At 43.7% G+C, this 15,627-nt stretch carries 21 protein-coding genes; 9 read left to right on the top strand and 12 right to left on the bottom strand.

Features of this window, described 5'->3' with window-relative positions; all coding sequences use genetic code 11:
• Positions 1-96: 96 nt before the first annotated feature.
• Together B1A85_RS09915 and B1A85_RS09910 are read left to right on the top strand one after the other, a co-directional pair.
• Positions 97-276, top strand: a complete 180-nt coding sequence (locus tag B1A85_RS09915; protein ID WP_104546731.1) for a chlorophyll a/b-binding protein — start codon at positions 97-99, stop codon at positions 274-276.
• Positions 277-495: 219 nt separating this feature from the next.
• Positions 496-675, top strand: coding sequence for a chlorophyll a/b-binding protein (locus B1A85_RS09910; protein ID WP_015188895.1), 180 nt, complete (start codon positions 496-498; stop codon positions 673-675).
• Between the two features lie 266 nt (positions 676-941).
• On the opposite strand, the gene rpoD is transcribed toward B1A85_RS09910, so the two are convergent.
• Positions 942-2,114: an RNA polymerase sigma factor RpoD gene (rpoD, locus tag B1A85_RS09905; protein WP_104546730.1), complete on the bottom strand. Its 1,173-nt coding sequence runs from the start codon at positions 2,112-2,114 to the stop codon at positions 942-944.
• 748 nt (positions 2,115-2,862) lie between these two features.
• Positions 2,863-3,555 (bottom strand): polysaccharide deacetylase family protein, encoded by a 693-nt coding sequence (locus B1A85_RS09900; protein ID WP_104546729.1) that lies wholly within the window; start codon positions 3,553-3,555, stop codon positions 2,863-2,865.
• Positions 3,556-3,630: 75 nt separating this feature from the next.
• Between B1A85_RS09900 and B1A85_RS09895 the strand changes: the two genes are divergently transcribed.
• Both B1A85_RS09895 and B1A85_RS09890 read left to right on the top strand, forming a co-directional pair.
• On the top strand, positions 3,631-4,101 hold the full coding sequence (locus B1A85_RS09895) for a hypothetical protein (RefSeq protein WP_210404372.1): 471 nt from the start codon (positions 3,631-3,633) through the stop codon (positions 4,099-4,101).
• A gap of 283 nt (positions 4,102-4,384) precedes the next feature.
• Complete coding sequence (locus B1A85_RS09890; RefSeq protein WP_104546727.1) at positions 4,385-5,311, top strand: alpha/beta fold hydrolase; 927 nt, start codon at positions 4,385-4,387, stop codon at positions 5,309-5,311.
• A 33-nt stretch (positions 5,312-5,344) separates the two neighbouring features.
• Here the strand turns inward: B1A85_RS09890 and B1A85_RS09885 are convergent, their stop codons facing one another.
• A complete protein-coding gene (locus B1A85_RS09885) occupies positions 5,345-5,869 on the bottom strand; it encodes a DUF4330 domain-containing protein (protein WP_104546726.1) in 525 nt (174 codons plus the stop codon).
• A 246-nt stretch (positions 5,870-6,115) separates the two neighbouring features.
• On the opposite strand from B1A85_RS09885, the gene B1A85_RS09880 reads away from it, so the two are divergent.
• A complete protein-coding gene (locus B1A85_RS09880; protein WP_104546725.1) occupies positions 6,116-6,967 on the top strand; it encodes a M48 family metallopeptidase in 852 nt (283 codons plus the stop codon).
• Here the strand turns inward: B1A85_RS09880 and B1A85_RS09875 are convergent.
• A complete protein-coding gene (locus B1A85_RS09875) occupies positions 6,962-7,714 on the bottom strand; it encodes a metallophosphoesterase family protein (RefSeq protein ID WP_104546724.1) in 753 nt (250 codons plus the stop codon). The two genes, B1A85_RS09880 and B1A85_RS09875, sit on opposite strands and share 6 nt — an antisense overlap.
• Positions 7,715-8,275: 561 nt before the next feature.
• Here B1A85_RS09875 and psaI point away from each other — a divergent pair.
• The gene (psaI, locus tag B1A85_RS09870; RefSeq protein WP_104546723.1) at positions 8,276-8,395 is read left to right on the top strand and encodes a photosystem I reaction center subunit VIII; all 120 of its coding nucleotides are present in this window, start codon (positions 8,276-8,278) and stop codon (positions 8,393-8,395) included.
• Positions 8,396-8,516: 121 nt separating this feature from the next.
• Here psaI and B1A85_RS09865 read toward each other — a convergent pair whose 3' ends face one another.
• From B1A85_RS09865 to B1A85_RS09840, 6 genes are all read right to left on the bottom strand, one after another.
• Positions 8,517-8,636, bottom strand: a complete 120-nt coding sequence (locus B1A85_RS09865) for a photosystem II reaction center protein J (RefSeq protein ID WP_104546722.1) — start codon at positions 8,634-8,636, stop codon at positions 8,517-8,519.
• A gap of 60 nt (positions 8,637-8,696) precedes the next feature.
• Complete coding sequence (locus B1A85_RS09860) at positions 8,697-8,822, bottom strand: photosystem II reaction center protein L (protein WP_015188885.1); 126 nt, start codon at positions 8,820-8,822, stop codon at positions 8,697-8,699.
• A gap of 9 nt (positions 8,823-8,831) precedes the next feature.
• Positions 8,832-8,975, bottom strand: coding sequence for a cytochrome b559 subunit beta (gene psbF / locus B1A85_RS09855; RefSeq protein WP_104546721.1), 144 nt, complete (start codon positions 8,973-8,975; stop codon positions 8,832-8,834).
• A gap of 9 nt (positions 8,976-8,984) precedes the next feature.
• Complete coding sequence (psbE, locus tag B1A85_RS09850) at positions 8,985-9,239, bottom strand: cytochrome b559 subunit alpha (RefSeq protein ID WP_104546720.1); 255 nt, start codon at positions 9,237-9,239, stop codon at positions 8,985-8,987.
• Between the two features lie 216 nt (positions 9,240-9,455).
• Positions 9,456-10,457: a photosynthesis system II assembly factor Ycf48 gene (locus B1A85_RS09845; protein ID WP_104546719.1), complete on the bottom strand. Its 1,002-nt coding sequence runs from the start codon at positions 10,455-10,457 to the stop codon at positions 9,456-9,458.
• A 178-nt stretch (positions 10,458-10,635) separates the two neighbouring features.
• Positions 10,636-10,971, bottom strand: a complete 336-nt coding sequence (locus tag B1A85_RS09840) for a rubredoxin (protein ID WP_104546718.1) — start codon at positions 10,969-10,971, stop codon at positions 10,636-10,638.
• Between the two features lie 200 nt (positions 10,972-11,171).
• Between B1A85_RS09840 and ndhC the strand changes: the two genes are divergently transcribed.
• From ndhC to B1A85_RS09825, 3 genes are read left to right on the top strand one after another with little or no spacing between them, the layout of a single operon-like run.
• On the top strand, positions 11,172-11,534 hold the full coding sequence (ndhC, locus tag B1A85_RS09835) for a photosynthetic/respiratory NAD(P)H-quinone oxidoreductase subunit C (protein ID WP_015188880.1): 363 nt from the start codon (positions 11,172-11,174) through the stop codon (positions 11,532-11,534).
• Positions 11,531-12,280: an NADH dehydrogenase subunit K gene (locus B1A85_RS09830; protein ID WP_210404339.1), complete on the top strand. Its 750-nt coding sequence runs from the start codon at positions 11,531-11,533 to the stop codon at positions 12,278-12,280. Before ndhC ends, B1A85_RS09830 begins: the two co-directional genes overlap by 4 nt.
• Positions 12,273-12,809 carry an NAD(P)H-quinone oxidoreductase subunit J gene (locus B1A85_RS09825; RefSeq protein WP_104546716.1) on the top strand — a complete coding sequence of 179 codons (537 nt, stop codon included), beginning with the start codon at positions 12,273-12,275 and terminating at the stop codon, positions 12,807-12,809. The genes B1A85_RS09830 and B1A85_RS09825 overlap by 8 nt, the downstream gene beginning before the upstream one ends.
• Here the strand turns inward: B1A85_RS09825 and B1A85_RS09820 are convergent.
• Both B1A85_RS09820 and B1A85_RS09815 read right to left on the bottom strand, forming a co-directional pair.
• Positions 12,806-13,303 carry a GNAT family N-acetyltransferase gene (locus B1A85_RS09820; RefSeq protein ID WP_104546715.1) on the bottom strand — a complete coding sequence of 166 codons (498 nt, stop codon included), beginning with the start codon at positions 13,301-13,303 and terminating at the stop codon, positions 12,806-12,808. The two genes, B1A85_RS09825 and B1A85_RS09820, sit on opposite strands and share 4 nt — an antisense overlap.
• A 101-nt stretch (positions 13,304-13,404) precedes the next feature.
• Positions 13,405-15,051, bottom strand: a complete 1,647-nt coding sequence (locus tag B1A85_RS09815) for a nitrous oxide reductase family maturation protein NosD (protein WP_210404338.1) — start codon at positions 15,049-15,051, stop codon at positions 13,405-13,407.
• Between the last annotated feature and the right edge of the window lie 576 nt (positions 15,052-15,627).

Raw genomic sequence — 15,627 nt, 5'->3', positions numbered from 1 at the left:
ATACCTTAGAGAGAGATATTCTCAATTTTCTCGCGTTACATTTATTTACAGATTAAGCTACATTACTTAATAAATAATCTTTCTGGAGCCAAAACCATGCAAGACACAACAAAAATTACACCTCCTATCGTGGACGATCGCAACGCTTGGCGCTATGGCTTCACTCCCCAAGCAGAACTTTGGAATGGTCGTTTGGCAATGATTGGTTTCTTAGCCGCAATTTTAATTGAACTATTCTCTGGTCAAGGATTTCTTCACTACTGGGGCATCATGTAGTTTCTACCTTCTCTGTATAAGCACAAGCGCTCTCAAGGTTCTGCATGTACTTTCAGGGCGCTTTTTCATATGAGTTTGACCAAACGCTTGCTAAGAAATATAGTTCTGCCGCTCACTTTTGACTTTAGAAACTTCTTTGTTGCTTTTTCGTAAATCTTTGTTATATTAATTTACAGAGCGAAACAAACCGTTACTGAACTTGATTCTGGAGTACCAACTATGCAGAACACGACAAAGGTTACGACCCCCGTTATGGAAGACCGCAATGCTTGGCGTTGGGGATTTACTCCACAAGCAGAAATTTGGAATGGTCGTCTAGCAATGATTGGTTTCTTAGCCGCAGTCCTAATTGAACTATTCTCTGGTCAAGGCGTACTACACTTCTGGGGTCTTCTGTAAGCAGCACGTAGCAGATTATTTGACGTACAAAACTTTTAGTGGTGTGAGTTTTACTGTAGAGAAATTCTCTATGTTTTGACTGATAACAAGATAGATCAATTTAAATAGCCCAAGCAAAGCAGATCAATAGAGCAAATACCAAAAAACGCCACAGTTGCATGTGGCGTTTTTCATTGATGTACCAAGCTTTAGCTGAAGAATTAGTATAGCAATGTCAATATGGTTAGGACATGATTTAGCGCTCTGACCCTTGACCTCTGCTATATCTAGCGGATATACTCCTTCAGCACGCTATTCCGGTTAGGATGGAGCAGCTTGCGCAGTGCTTTCGCTTCGATTTGACGGATGCGTTCGCGAGTGACATTGAAAATTTGTCCAATTTCTTCTAACGTTTTCATCCGTCCATCATCTAATCCGTAGCGCAGTCTTAAAACATCTCTTTCGCGAGCGCTAAGACTATCTAAAACTTTTTCGAGATCTTCGCGTAGAAGGCTTTTGGAAACTTGATCTTCAGGCGTTTCACCGTCAGACTCAATAAAATCGCCCAATCGGGAATCTTCTTCTTTACCGATGGGCGTTTCTAAGGAAATGGGTAGCTGAGCCGATTTAGCGATAAAGCGTAGCTTCTCAATCGTCATTTCCATGCGGGTAGCAATTTCTTCTTCAGTAGGCTTGCGACCCATTTCTTGCGAAAGTAACTTAGTAGTTTTCTTAATGCGCGAGATTGTCTCGTAAAGGTGAACGGGCAAGCGAATTGTCCGCGACTGATCGGCGATCGCGCGTGTAATTGCCTGACGAATCCACCATGTTGCATACGTCGAGAATTTGTAACCTTTCTCGTGGTCAAACTTCTCAGCTGCGCGAATTAGCCCTAAACTTCCTTCCTGAATCAAGTCTTGGAAAGATAGACCCCGATTCATGTATTTCTTAGCGATGGAAACCACCAAACGCAAGTTTGACTGTACCATTTTGTCTTTTGCTCGCCGTCCTACATGGAGGCGATAGCGGAAAGTTGGTAAAGACAACTGCACAGCTTCTGCCCATTCGCTATCTTGTGGCTCGCGATCCAACTGCTCTAACAGTCGTTCGCGGACTCTTTCCATTTCCAACAACTCAGCGATTTTCCGCGCAAGCTCAATTTCTTCATCTGCCCGTAGTAGCCGAATCCGTCCAATCTCTTGTAAATAAAGGCGAATAGAATCTTCTGTGTAGTGCTTCTTCTTGGTTTGCGCCCGCCGACGAGATTTAGCGGCTTTACCAGACTTAGCGTCGTCCTCATCAGGCTGAGTTTCTAGAAAATCATCTGTGTCCTCCGAGTCAAGGATGACTAAATCCTCGTCATCTTCGAGTATGAGATCTAAATCGCCTTCGGGTTGATTGGTTGTTTCTTCGAGTTCAGGCTGATGAATGGTTTCGAGTACGTTGTTAGCCGGGTTCATGCCGCGTTCCTCATGCTCCTTAATGTCAACAATCAATTACTCATGATTTTGGTGTGTGTCTTTGTCAATAAGCTGCTGCTTACTGGAAAGCGCATTTGCTTAAAAAGGTTTTTGGCGATCGCAAGCATCAAGCAGTAAATAATATTCCTCACAACAAGTTGTTGACGGATTGGTTTCCTACGGGAAACTACTTGCTTGTATAGCTTAACGTCCAACTGATTGAGCTATGCCCGATACAACTCTTTAAAAGAGTCATAAAGATCGTTTTGATTGTAGCCTGTTTCACAAAAATTGCACGGATTTTGTGTGTTGAATCATCTAAATTTTTGCGGGAATAGTCTCATTTTTCATAAAATCACGTTACGCAAGATTGTTTTTTTATATTGTGACTCGTCTGAATCGCTCTAAAAATTAAACAATCTAGGCATGGTCTTCAACACACTTAACAAGTGTTTTGCTGAATCGCGATGTCTTTACTTTTCTTCATGTATCCTCGCTGAAAATTGACTTTGGCGAAATTAAGCGATGTTGCTGACTAAAACAATGGAGCTAGCTTTGATCGGCGCTCTTAATTTCAACACGCTGTCTTTACCTCAACTTAACCGAGGTGTTATGCAAATTTCAACCTAAATAACCTTGACAAATAAGTAAACATTTCCCTGATATTGTAGTGAATTCTGTATCCGAGTGACAGCCCACCCGCCAGAATTTTATTTAATCAAAGTCAGGACACAAAAGAGAAAAATCTCTAGGAATGTCTCCGAGTAAAGGCTTGGGCTTGTTGCCATAAAGTATCTACTGTTACAAATTGATAGCCTTGGTGCAGTAATTGGGGTACTAACTGTGCCGTCGTTGCGGCAACATCTTGCCCACCACAAACGCCATCATGTAAGACAATCATCGAGCCATTACTCACTTGCTGAAGTACGCGTTGTACAACGGTTGCAACTCCTGGACGTACCCAATCTTCTGGCACAACACTCCACATAACAGTGCGATATTGCCATTGATTTAAGGAATTTAAGATTTGTGGAGTAAATAATCCGTTAGGTGGTCTGACATCGCGAACCAAATTAGGATCGATGCGGCAAGCTTTGGCGATCGCATCTTGTGTAGCGCGTAAACTTTGCTTGAGTTCAACGGTAGTGAGGACTGGAAACGACCGATGATCGTAGCCGTGAAGTCCAATCCAGTGTCCGCGATTGTAAACTTGCTTGGCGGTAAAAGGAGCGCGATTGACGCACGCGCCTAACCAAAAAAAACTTGCTGGGATAGCATAATGATCCAACACTTCGAGCAATTCGGGGGTGTACGTTGGGTGCGGACCATCATCAAACGTCAGCGCGATGGTTTTTAAGTTGGGGTTGCCAGCCCAAAGGCAGTGCGGAAAGGTGGGTTGTAAAATTCGATAGAGGATTGGAAAAAAAGGAGCCAACTGCATTGCGATCGTTTGGGATTCTGTAGTGAGTGTGAGTAGGTTGACGGTGTGAAGAAAATTTTGGGAGTTGTGGTTGGAATGATAAGCGCGATCGCGCTTACGAGCTGCGCCACCCTGACGGTTAATCAGTATGAGGCAACAGCAGAAACGACATATACTTGGCAAGTGAGGTATTCTACGAGTCCGAACGATAAGCTACCACGCTTTGAAACGTTTGCTACCACTTCTTTACTCAATCGCAATGGTCAACAGCCCTCTGCCGCAGTGACAGGTCCTGATGACCAAGGTTTGTGGTGGCCTGCATTACCACCTCGACCAACGGTCGATCAAATTGAACAAAGACAAAGACCGCAAGAAAAACCGAGCACGCCTGAATTATTAAAATCTGTAAATTATCAGATCGCGTATTTCGAGGGTAGCAAACAAAGAACTCTACCAACTAACTATCAGGTCTATCGTCAGGTCGTAAAAGCCTACCCATCACAACGACCTTTACGGTTAACCTTGGGCGTTAACAATGCTTCAGTGGAAAAAGCTGAACCGCTGTAGAAATCGTACTGTGGTGTATGCGCGACGACCCGGTGGCTCAGGTTTGAGGCTTCTCGCTCTCTAAATTCTCCACGTATGGGGAACTTATCCCCGTTGTAGCACCGCGTGGCATCAAACTTGGCATGGGTTGTGGTGGGTAAATCCAGAATTTTGAAGTGGATACAACAACTATATATATAGAGTTGATATAAATGGCAGAGGATGTACAAAGATCTGCCCGCGTGACGAACAACGCTAGAAACACGCATCATAGAAGAAAGAGTCAACTGCGGGAGATAAAGTTATGTTTCTGCCACTCGGTTTTGAGCAGCGATCGGTGCTGACTTCACTTGGCAGAATGGTTTACTACACTGCAAGTGATACGCCTTGGCGTCAAACAGCTGAAGACGACAATCGAGAACGACTAGTGTTTTTGCATGGTTTTGGTGGAGGTTCTTCTGCCTATGAATGGTCCAAGGTTTATCCGGCATTTGCAGCAGAATATCAGGCGATCGCGCCCGATTTGATTGGTTGGGGTCGATCAGAGCATCCCCCGCGCAATTATACAATCGATGACTATCTGACAACGATTGCGGAATTTCTCGAAAAAACTTGCGATCGTCCAGTAACAGTAATTGCGTCTTCGTTAACTGCCGCTTTTACGATACGAGTGGCGATCGCGCGTCCAGAATTATTCAAATCATTGATTTTGACAACTCCTGCGGGGTTATCTGACTTTGGCGAAAACTACTCGCGGAGTTTCTTTGCGCAGTTAGTCAGCACCCCGATTTTAGATCGCTTGCTTTATAGTGCTGGAATTGCAACGAGTAATGGCATTCGTAGCTTTCTTGAGCAACGTCAATTTGCTCGTGCTAACCGGATCTACGAAGAGATTGTCGAGGCTTATTTAGAGTCTGCAAAGCAGCCGAATGCTGAGTACGCAGCGCTTTCGTTTGTTCGTGGCGATTTGTGCTTCGACTTATCGCTTTACGTGCCACAGTTGCGCGTTCCTACCGCAATTATCTGGGGGCAAAGGTCGCAATTTACAGGACCGGACATTGGACGTCGATTCGCGGCGATGAATCCCCAAGCAATTCGCGTGTTTCAACAGCTTGATGATGTCGGGCTGACACCACAATTAGAACTTCCAGCCGTGACCATTGGTCTGATTCGACGTTTTTTATCGATCCTCACGCAGGAGGAACCACAGGAGATAGAAGCTAGCGGTTAAGCTACTCTAATTTCCCCTCCCATAGCTCCTTTATCATGTCCGAACATCAATCACAGTAGCGTTGAAGTTGTAGTTAAAGCCTTCGAGTTCGACGGGCATCCCTATTTTCAGCTTACTGTTGCCTAGCACGGGTCCTGTACTGGTAATTTGCGCTCTACCTGCGAGCGTTAACAGCATATCGGTGCTAAATTGATTTGCTCTGGGGTCGGTCATCTCTCGAATTGAACCGTCAGGTTGTGGTACGAGGAGGGTTCTAGGTAATTGTTTAACTGACTTAACTTCAATCTGACCGTAAGGCTGGTTGCGAATAATAATGTTGGTTTTACCTCCTTCTTTCAATCCTTCATTGAATAGTTGTTGCGGATCGCGGACATTTAAGCCCCGAACAACTAAGTCAACTTCGATCGGTTTTGTTGTCACGCCAACTTGAGCAACCGAACCAGAAGTTCCTGGAAAGAAAAAGATGCCAACGATCACTAGGAGGATTACTAAAGCTGCCCCTAAGTCGAGAATACTAAGCTTGCCAAACAAGCGTCCTTTAGAATCCAAAATAGCCATGATTCTGAAAAGTTAACCACCGTCGCCCAGCTTATCACGTCTGTCGTCGAATGTCGGGTGTAGTTGCAAATTATGTTACTGGATAAAGTCGTTAATAGGTCATCAGTAAGACTCATGACTATTTTGTTTGATTTGCAACATATAGATTGATAAGAACGTCTGATAATTTAGTACTTTTTTTCAGCAGCGTTGTCCACTCAAAAAATCTTGACGCTGTTTACCTCGTTTTAGCTTCAGCAACGGAGTATGTTGAATTTTTCTTTTATCTTGCATCGTTTTCGACGTCGTTTAATTTATCCGCTATTGTCGCTGTTTATCGTGTTGGCGCTGTCGTTGGGCACGCCAGCCATATCGCAAGCCTTTTCAATTTTTGATTTGCTCATCCGTGGAGTTCAAATTATTCAGTTATCGAATATCTCTGATAGTCAGGAAGTTCAGCTCGGAAGACAAATTAACCAACAGCTGGTCAGTCGCGAAGTTCGTCTTTACCGCAATTCTGATATTAATCGCTATATCAATCAAATTGGTCAGCGGTTAGTTCCGGCGAGCGATCGCAGTGGTATTCCTTATACGTTCCAAGTCGTTGATGATAGGGGCATTAATGCTTTTGCGACAATGGGCGGTTTTGTTTATGTCAATACAGGCTTAATTCGACTGGCTGATAATGAAGCTCAACTCGCGAGCGTACTTGCGCACGAAATCGGTCACATTGCGAGTCGTCACGCGATTCAGCAGATGCGTCAAACGGCGATCGCCAGTGGCGTTGCTTCGGTTGCGGGCTTAGATCGTAACCGCGCGGTACAAATAGGTGTAGATTTGGCACTACGGCGTCCGAATAGTCGCGAAGATGAGTTTGAAGCCGATCGACGCGGGTTAGCAAACTCGATCCGGGCTGGTTATGCACCCTCGGCGACGATTGCTTTTATGGAAAAGCTGCTGCAACAAAACGGGCGATCAATTCCAACTTTCTTAAGCACTCACCCCGCAACGGGCGAGCGGATTACGCGGCTACGCAATGCGATTGACTCTCAAACGGCTAATGTCGGAGATGGCTTGGATACTGCGGCTTATCGCGCGCGGATTCGACCTTTGTTATAGCTTGACTGAAGAACGATTGGCGACGTCTATCGGATCGACTGCGGTGACAATTTCGGCTAATGGCAATGTCCGTAGAACGTTACGAAAGACGTTCACCTGATAGACTAGGTTATTCGTAATGTCTAATCCCGTCAACCACCCACTTTTACGATGATAAGCACCGGTGTCAATGTCTAACCAACCTCTACCTTGGGCGATTTCACCAGAATTTACTCCTGGTAAAGTAAAGGTGATGGTATGTCCAGTGATAATGAGTTTGTCAGGAAAGTAAGGCTCAAGCATACTGTGAAACTCATCGCGTACCCAGCAGAACTGTTCGGCGTTTTGTTTCTCTAGCGGAATTTTGGGATTTATCCCTGCGTGAACTAACCAAATGTCTCCCAAATCTAGGTAAGTTGGTAGACTTTGCATCCATTCTGTATGACTTTGAGGGATTGTAAAGTCTTTGTAGCTATTTAACGTCGCATTGCCGCCACTATACAGCCAAGCTTGCTTCATATGGTACGAAGCGCGATCGCTCAGGACGTTGAGCAACATTTGTTCGTGATTACCTAATAAGCAAGGATAAGAACTTTGCTGTACAAAGTCTACAACCAAGGCGCTTTGCGGTCCTCGGTCGATTAAATCCCCTAAAAAGTATACTTGGTCGCTGGTTCCAGGGGCGATCGCTTCTAATAGTTTAATTAAACCATCATAGTGACCGTGAATGTCGCCTATGACAATGCGACGGTGGCTTGTCTCGCTCATGCGATAACCCCGTAAAAAAGCTAACTTAAGTGTTTAAATATAATTGGCATAATGGGTGCTGCCTCGACTGAACAAATCGATGGGAAGCCGTTATGCACAAATATGCTTTCATTCTAGTAGTTCCTTGGAGTATAAATTTAAAGATTTGTCAGTATTTTATTAAAGTGTACGTATATTTTTTTACAGCTTTCTTGATAAGAACGTCCCTATTATCCGTTAATATAACTACAGATTAAATGAGGATAAACACTGAAATTTTCAGGTTTTATTGACCTGTCTACCTAAATCTACGGTTATCGCAGGGCAAAACCCAGAACAATTTTCTTGCGATCGCTGTTGCTTCCACCTCAAAGCCGTAGTGAGACGACTAGTAACAAAAACTGAACACTGCACCCAATCTAAAGAAAGATTAAATCAAGCTAAAGTTTGTTCTAAGAGTGCGGCTTCTTTCGGTTGCTAGCAAAGTGCAAAATTTGTTAAAAATTTTGAGATTTTAGAAATCTGGTGAAAAATTGCAGTACATTCGTTTTCAATCGTGACTCGATTTTCTTAGGATTAAATATGTTTTCAGCTTCTTTTCTTCCCTCGATTTTAGTTCCATTAACTGGCTTAGTATTTCCAGCTATCGCTATGGCATTGTTGCTCATTTACGTTGAGCGCGAAGATCCTTCTGGAATCTAGATACGCGTTAATAGCTAATCGTTAATTACTAGCAACAACAATTTAAAAAACCGCCTATCTTACTCGGATAAGCGGTTTTTCTTGTAAGATTGCCAAGTTTATTGGCAATTATTCGTTTACTTTATAAAGAAGAGCCTAGGTGAGTGTAAGAACCATAGAAGAAAGTTCCTACGATGGTGATGACACCCAAACCGGCAATAGTTGCAACGATCCACAAAGGAATTCGTCCACTTCCAGACACAGCTTAATTCTCCTTCAGCAATAACAACTTAAATTGACAAGGACACGGCATGCGTCTCAACTAGTTAAAGAAATAACTAGAAAACAAGATGCCGAGAACGAAAACTAGCAGTAAACCGAGGTAAAGTGAAGTGCGGTTTAGTTCAACAGGTTGGTTGTTAGGATTCGGTGTTCTTTGCGGGGGCATAAGTTCCTCCTAGCGTTGAATAAACTGCATAGCGGCGATCGCACCCAAAAAGAAGATTGTTGGTACAGCTAGGGTGTGAACTGCCAGCCATCTTACCGTAAAAATTGGATACTGAATCGGTTGATTGACGTTGCTTCTAGTATTACTTGTCATAACTTTGAATTAATCGTTAGTATTGATAAATTGTTTAATCTCTTGTTTGGCTTGATAGCGATCGCTAATGATCGGCAATTCTTGTCGCTCTTGAGGGTAGTACTCATTAGGTCGAGGTGTACCAAACACATCATACGCTAGACCTGTACTAACAAACAGCCAACCAGCAATAAACAAAGCTGGGATAGTAATACTGTGAATCACCCAGTAACGGACACTGGTAATAATATCCGAAAACGGACGTTCTCCTGTTGAGCCTGACATTGTGATTTCCTCCCTCTACGAACTCGTATGATTCAATTATCCTATGAAACCTTAAGAAAAAGTAACTAACGCCTTGTCTTTTCTCTTATTATGTACCAACGCTTATAGCATTGATAGTTCGCCGAAAACCGACACGAAAGATCGCCTTTATATGACTTAATCCTGCTGCATTCCTCTTTTTTGACTATCATCTAATTGACATGATGGCAAACTCTTTTATGCAGTTGCACTAGAGTCTTGATATTTAAGTAAAATTCCGCGTTGACCGATAATAAACCCTTTTTCTGGTGTCAGAAAAACTATTTTATAAAGGTTAGAGGGAACTCCTTCTACATCGCGGTCTTTTTGCCAAGTTTTACCGCCATCAAAGCTGCACAATAAATTACCACTGCCTCCTGCTATCCAGATTTCATCTGGAGTCCGATACGCTAAATCAAGCAACCCCCAACTTGTAGAAAATTCAGGATACTGAGCTTCTTCCCATTCGTCAGGGTTATCGGCTTTAGTAAATTGTACTTGACCGCCGCGCGCTAGCATCCACAAACGCCCATCAGGAGCAAAACCCATATTTTGTACGCGGCGCGAACTATTGCGGTTATGTCCTTCCCAAGCGTCTTTACCTGGTTCCCAAGTCGAATAAAAGTTGCCTTTGGCAGAAACCGCTAAATACCTACCATCTGGAGCGCGGGCAATATTACGGACGACGCCAACAGCTTCTTGCACCATTGCTTTCCAAGTTTTACCGCTGTCGGTTGTGCGATAGATTGCACCTACGTCCGTCGTCATTTCAGCTGCGTGCGATCCCAGAGCAACAATTGTATTGGGATTTCCAGGAAGTTTTTCACTTAAAGGAATTTGTTCCCAGGATTTTCCACCATCAGTAGTGTGTAATAAAAGAGATGGTTCTCCTACGATCCACCCTTCTTGTCCTGCAAAACTGATTGAAGAAAAAAGATAATTCTGCTCACCTAAATCCAAGGTTCTAGGCTGCCAAGTTTCCCCACCGTCAGTTGTTTCTAAGATTGTTGCCTTACTACCTACAAGCCAGCCATGATTGTCGTCACTGAAAGCAATATCTTGCAGGTTAGATTCTGTTGGTACAGTAATGACCTTCCACGGGTTATTGCTGATAGAAGGCGTGTTACTGCACCCAACACATAACAAAACAACTGCTAATAAAACAACAACTTGTTGCCAAACTTTGAATAATGAACGCATTAGTATCTGTTTATCTTGTAACAAAAAGAAACGATTAAGGGTCGGGGTTTAGCCGTCAAAGCAAGAGAGATATTTCTAGTTGTCGGTTTCAAGCTTACGTAGAACGAGCAAAATTTGGTTCAAGATAACAATACGTCCTACGCTCTGAACCCTGAACCTTATGATTCAAGAAGCGGACTTATTTTAGCCCATAAAGACTCATAAACAGCAAAAAACAAAGAGCCAGACCGCCAAAAATTAAAATATTTTTTTGGGCTGGGGTTAGCTTGTTGACGCCGATACCATAGCCCAGGTTTGATTCAAAGCCAGAGGCTTTTCCAGCTGGACCTATATTTTCAAATTGAGAAGTCCTCGCGCCACAAACAGGACACCGCCAAGAAGATGCTAGTTCTGTAAAAGGTGTGCCAGCAGGAACTTCTTCTTTGCTATCTCCCTTTGTCGGTTCATAAACGTAGCCACAGACGCGACACTCGTAGCGATCTAGTGCTTGGCTTTCTACAACTGATTCGCTCATAGCAAAAGACAAAGTGGATAATGTGAGGGCAATTCTTAAATATACGTTAAAAATTATGACACAATTTCACTTTGTTATTACCTGGAGCTATCAAGTTGAAAACTCAGTTTAATCAGTTGGTGTTAAGTTTTGCCAGGCTCTGTAACCATTAGGGATATATAATGTAAAAGTAAGTAACAAAATTATTTACATCAACAATCGTGTTTGTTCTTAGTGGTTACGAGTACCTTTTAGGCTTCCTGTTAGTCTGTAGTCTAGTGCCTGCACTTGCGCTTTCTGCATCTAAGCTATTACGACCTAGTGGTGGTGGTCCCGAACGACGCACTACCTACGAATCAGGCGTAGAACCTATCGGTGGAGCTTGGATACAATTCAATATTCGCTACTATATGTTTGCCCTCGTCTTTGTGATCTTTGATGTGGAAACAGTCTTTTTGTATCCCTGGGCGGTTGCTTTCCATCGACTAGGGCTTTTGGCGTTTATTGAAGCTCTCATTTTTATTGCAATTCTAGTTGTTGCCCTTGTCTATGCCTGGCGCAAAGGAGCCTTAGAATGGTCATGAATCCAACTAATATCACGAACCAAGCAAATGATGGATGGGATCCACGAAAAGAGAAGATCCTCAATCCGATCGAGCGCCCTACAGTGACACAAGATCTGTCAGAAAACGTTATTCTGACAACAGTTGATGACCTCTACAACTGGGCAAAGCTATCGAGCTTATATCCATTATTGTTTGGTACTGCTTGCTGCTTTATTGAGTTTGCGGCACTCATCGGCTCAAGATTTGATTTTGACCGTTTTGGCTTAGTTCCTCGTTCGAGTCCGCGACAAGCCGACTTGATTATCACCGCGGGAACGATCACGATGAAAATGGCACCTCAGCTTGTTCGTCTTTACGAGCAGATGCCCGATCCGAAGTATGTAATCGCGATGGGTGCTTGTACGATTACAGGAGGTATGTTTAGTGTTGATTCGCCAACGGCAGTGCGGGGCGTTGATAAACTAATTCCTGTAGACGTTTATCTTCCTGGTTGTCCACCTCGTCCAGAGGCAATTATGGACGCAATTATTAAGTTACGTAAAAAAATCGCCAACGAATCAATTCAAGAGCGGGGTCAAGTCAAGCAAACGCATCGCTACTACAGTACAACGCATAGCATGAAGAGTGTCGCCCCAGTGCTTACAGGTAAGTACTTACTTTCAGAGACTCGCACCGCAGCACCGAAAGAATTAACTGAAGCGATAGGAATGCCTGTACCACCTGCACTTCAAGCAGTAGAAAAGGAGGAAGCAAACCGTGGCTGAAGAACCCGAAAAACCAGAGGCAGTTGAAAGCAGTGAAGCATCGCAAATAGTCGAAGCGGGTAAGATTTCACGATGGTTGACTGACAACGGCTTCGAGCATGAAGTGATGGAGCCCGATCATTTAGGCGTAGAAATTATTAAGGTAGAAAGCGATTATCTTTTACCAATTGCTACGGCATTGTATGCTTACGGGTTTAATTATTTGCAGTGCCAGTGCGCCTATGATTTGGGACCTGGACAAGATTTGGTGAGTGTTTATCACTTAATTAAGGTGAGTGACAATGCTGACCGCCCCGAAGAAGTACGGCTGAAAGTCTTCTTACCAAGAGAAAATCCGAAAGTACCGTCGGTGTACTGGATATGGAAAACTGCTGACTGGCAAGAGCGGGAGTCTTACGATATGTTCGGGATCGTTTACGAAGGACATCCAAATTTAAAGCGTATCCTCATGCCAGAAGACTGGGTAGGTTGGCCGTTAAGAAAAGACTATATTTCACCCGAATTCTACGAACTGCAGGATGCTTACTAGTCGTTAGGGTTTCTAAGCAACTGTTTGACATAAATGCGATCGCAGCGTGGAGTTTCTACTCCGCTAGCAGGTTGGTAACCGTAACTTTCATAGAGCTTGACCGCTGTAGTTAAAACGCTTGCCGTTTCAACCCAGATCTGTTTAAAACCACGTGCCGCGATCGCTTTCTCTAACTGTTGCAACAAGTACTTACCTAATCCTAAGCCTCGCACGTGAGGCAACAAATACATTTTGCGAATTTCTACTGCTTTTTCACCACGCTTCACAGGGTAGTATCCGCCCGTACCAACTAATTGATTGTCTTGTTGAATTACCCAAAACTCGCCGCCAGTTGCAAGATAATAGTTTTCAACATCGACAACATCGCAATCTGCGCCACGAGGCTCAAAATCAAGATGATATTCAGCAAGGACCGAGCGAATAATTTGAGTAACAGGAGTGCGATCGCTTGGTTGCCAATCGCGAATCAAAAAGTTTTGATATTCAGCTTCCACTCACACTCCCTCAACGACAAATTTTCACGCGTAAAGAATTAGCTGCAAGCCTATTGCTCCTAGACTGCGATCGTCAGACATCTCGCGATTATATTCTAATACTAGAATCTGAGCGCTCCTAAGTTAACTGGGCTACCAGCAGCAACACCAATCGCACTGGCGATATCTGCAGGCAGTGGCTCGCCGCGCCCCAGGGCTGGACTTCCTGATTTCAGTCGAAAGTCATCGGCTGCAGCATTGACAAAAAAGGGATCGCTCGTACTAACAATATCAAGACTGTTTGCTTCTAATCCTGTTGCTGAACGGAAGCTTGCCAAGGAACTAAAACTTTGAGAGCATTGATTGCCATTGAGTCCCCAAATGAAATTAATAGGTCGGCTAGCAGAAGTACGGTAGTGCGCATTATTGTTTGTTATTGGAACCATTAAATTTGATGGTTCTTTAACTGCACAGCCAGGAGCAAAAAACATCGTACCAGTTGAGTTCCAAAAGATGTTATTTTTGACAACGGTGTTGCGCGTAATCCAAGTTATTCCTTTGGCGATTTCGTTCGATTTTGTATTATTGCGCGAGGTTTCTTGAACTAAAAGATTAGCTTGGTTGCGGGCAAGCGTGTTGTTGTAGATGCGCGCGCTCGAGGAGTTGAGGATGATAATGCCTGCGGGCGCGTTGCCTGTCACCACATTGGACGCAATGATTGCTTTGTGCGATATCTCCATCGAAATACCATTGCTGCTGTTGTTGCGCACCGTGTTGTTCACAACCGTCGAGTTGGTGGAGGATTCATCAATCCACAGACCAATCGATCTGTTATTGTGAACGGTGTTGCCGCGCATCACTGCCCCATCAGTCCAAATTACTTTTGCTCCACCCGCACTCCACGATTGCGAGAAGTTTTCTGTGTTGTTGTGACTAATTGTGTTGTTCTCCAATAACAACCGATGTGCGCGGATGCCACTCACGCCCATGCGACCGTTGTAGCTGATGACGTTGCCTTGTAGCTTCGCGCCACCAGACATCACAGATATGCCATTGAGACCATTCCACGCCAAGGTATTGTTTTCCACAGTGACATTCGCCGCGCCAATCTTGATGCCTTCATTGGCATAATGTGCTAACCCTAGCCCGCGAATGACTGAACCTGCGCTCGCGCTATTCCAAACGACAATTCCTTCTTCTTGTGTCGTTGCTTCCACCGTTTTGCCACTGGGGTTGCTGCCGATGTACAGTTTCTTGTTGCGTGCATCTACATAGAACGTTCCAGGCGCAACTCGGGCTTTGCTACCTACTTGCTTGAGGGCAACGCCATTGATGTAAACCATGTCGCGATGACCGGCCATCGGAAACTTTGGGTCAATTGCTCGCGGTTGTTGATTGGGTGGAAACGAGTGATTCCAACCGTCTTTGCGCCAGATGTTGCCTTCTTGCACCCAACCCTCGACGACGATGCTGCCTTTGAGCCAGGGTTGCTCGTTCGGGTAAGCTTGCAGTGTCAGGCGCTTGTTTAATGGCAGTCTTAAATTGCGATACGTGCCGCCACGGAAGACAATCGTTGCACCATTTGGTGCTGCTGAAAGTGCTTTGGCAACTGGCCACGGCGAATTTGCTGACCTTCCTGTATTACTCTCACTGCCTGTAGGTGATACAAAGAAAGATCCACTAGGAATGGAGTAGCTAGTGCTTTTAATATTCAGCGTAGCAGATGTTGCTATACGCGGTACTGAAGCTATAGCTAATGATACTGTCACTAGGTTTACTAGGAATACAAAAGAAGTGTGCTTGTGTTTATTACTTTGATTGCTCATCATTGCTCTCCATAGTGTCAGGTAGTAAAAAATGGCTGTTGTTCTTAACCTTTGTGTTAAGTCAGTTTCTTTGCTGAAAATTGCTCTTATGTTGGTTGTGATGACTAATCAAAACGTGATTGGAGCTTACCAGAATATTCACAATCTACTTTTGATTTAGGCATAAAAATACTTACTTTCTATAACTAATAGCCATTGCACAGAATGCTAAAGTGTAGAAAGATTTTTCAGTATTATTTGCAAATTGTTACCTTAGCCAAGGCACTTTTTAGAGATGACGATTCTCATAAAATTTTTAGAAATAATAACTTTATGTTTTAGTTTGAACTTAAACCTCCAAACGGCAAATGGCTTATGTTTGAAAGCTTGCACGTTGAAAAACAACCTCCTCACCTAACAACAGGATTGATGGTAAAGCATCGCTTTACAAAAAGATATAGTCGGAAAAAGAATACACTTTTTTGTGTCAAAATTCAAGTGGATTTTTTTGAAAAGTTGAATATATGAAAGTTATGCTTT

This window comes from Chroococcidiopsis sp. TS-821, assembly GCF_002939305.1.
Classification (GTDB): Bacteria; Cyanobacteriota; Cyanobacteriia; order Cyanobacteriales; family Chroococcidiopsidaceae; genus Chroogloeocystis.
Note: the sequence above shows the minus strand (reverse complement) of the source record. Positions and strands in the feature narration are given on the sequence as shown.

Coding starts and splice junctions, on each gene's coding strand:
- B1A85_RS09895 (WP_210404372.1), top strand. CDS start 3,631: ATGATAAGCGCGATCGCGCTTACGAGCTGCGCCACCCTGACGGTTAAT.
- B1A85_RS09830 (WP_210404339.1), top strand. CDS start 11,531: ATGAATCCAACTAATATCACGAACCAAGCAAATGATGGATGGGATCCA.
- B1A85_RS09875 (WP_104546724.1), bottom strand. CDS start 7,714: ATGAGCGAGACAAGCCACCGTCGCATTGTCATAGGCGACATTCACGGT.
- B1A85_RS09885 (WP_104546726.1), bottom strand. CDS start 5,869: ATGGCTATTTTGGATTCTAAAGGACGCTTGTTTGGCAAGCTTAGTATT.
- B1A85_RS09880 (WP_104546725.1), top strand. CDS start 6,116: ATGTTGAATTTTTCTTTTATCTTGCATCGTTTTCGACGTCGTTTAATT.
- B1A85_RS09900 (WP_104546729.1), bottom strand. CDS start 3,555: ATGCAGTTGGCTCCTTTTTTTCCAATCCTCTATCGAATTTTACAACCC.
- psaI (WP_104546723.1), top strand. CDS start 8,276: ATGTTTTCAGCTTCTTTTCTTCCCTCGATTTTAGTTCCATTAACTGGC.
- rpoD (WP_104546730.1), bottom strand. CDS start 2,114: ATGAACCCGGCTAACAACGTACTCGAAACCATTCATCAGCCTGAACTC.
- B1A85_RS09845 (WP_104546719.1), bottom strand. CDS start 10,457: ATGCGTTCATTATTCAAAGTTTGGCAACAAGTTGTTGTTTTATTAGCA.
- psbF (WP_104546721.1), bottom strand. CDS start 8,975: ATGACAAGTAATACTAGAAGCAACGTCAATCAACCGATTCAGTATCCA.
- B1A85_RS09915 (WP_104546731.1), top strand. CDS start 97: ATGCAAGACACAACAAAAATTACACCTCCTATCGTGGACGATCGCAAC.
- B1A85_RS09860 (WP_015188885.1), bottom strand. CDS start 8,822: ATGCCCCCGCAAAGAACACCGAATCCTAACAACCAACCTGTTGAACTA.
- B1A85_RS09910 (WP_015188895.1), top strand. CDS start 496: ATGCAGAACACGACAAAGGTTACGACCCCCGTTATGGAAGACCGCAAT.
- B1A85_RS09890 (WP_104546727.1), top strand. CDS start 4,385: ATGTTTCTGCCACTCGGTTTTGAGCAGCGATCGGTGCTGACTTCACTT.
- psbE (WP_104546720.1), bottom strand. CDS start 9,239: ATGTCAGGCTCAACAGGAGAACGTCCGTTTTCGGATATTATTACCAGT.
- B1A85_RS09840 (WP_104546718.1), bottom strand. CDS start 10,971: ATGAGCGAATCAGTTGTAGAAAGCCAAGCACTAGATCGCTACGAGTGT.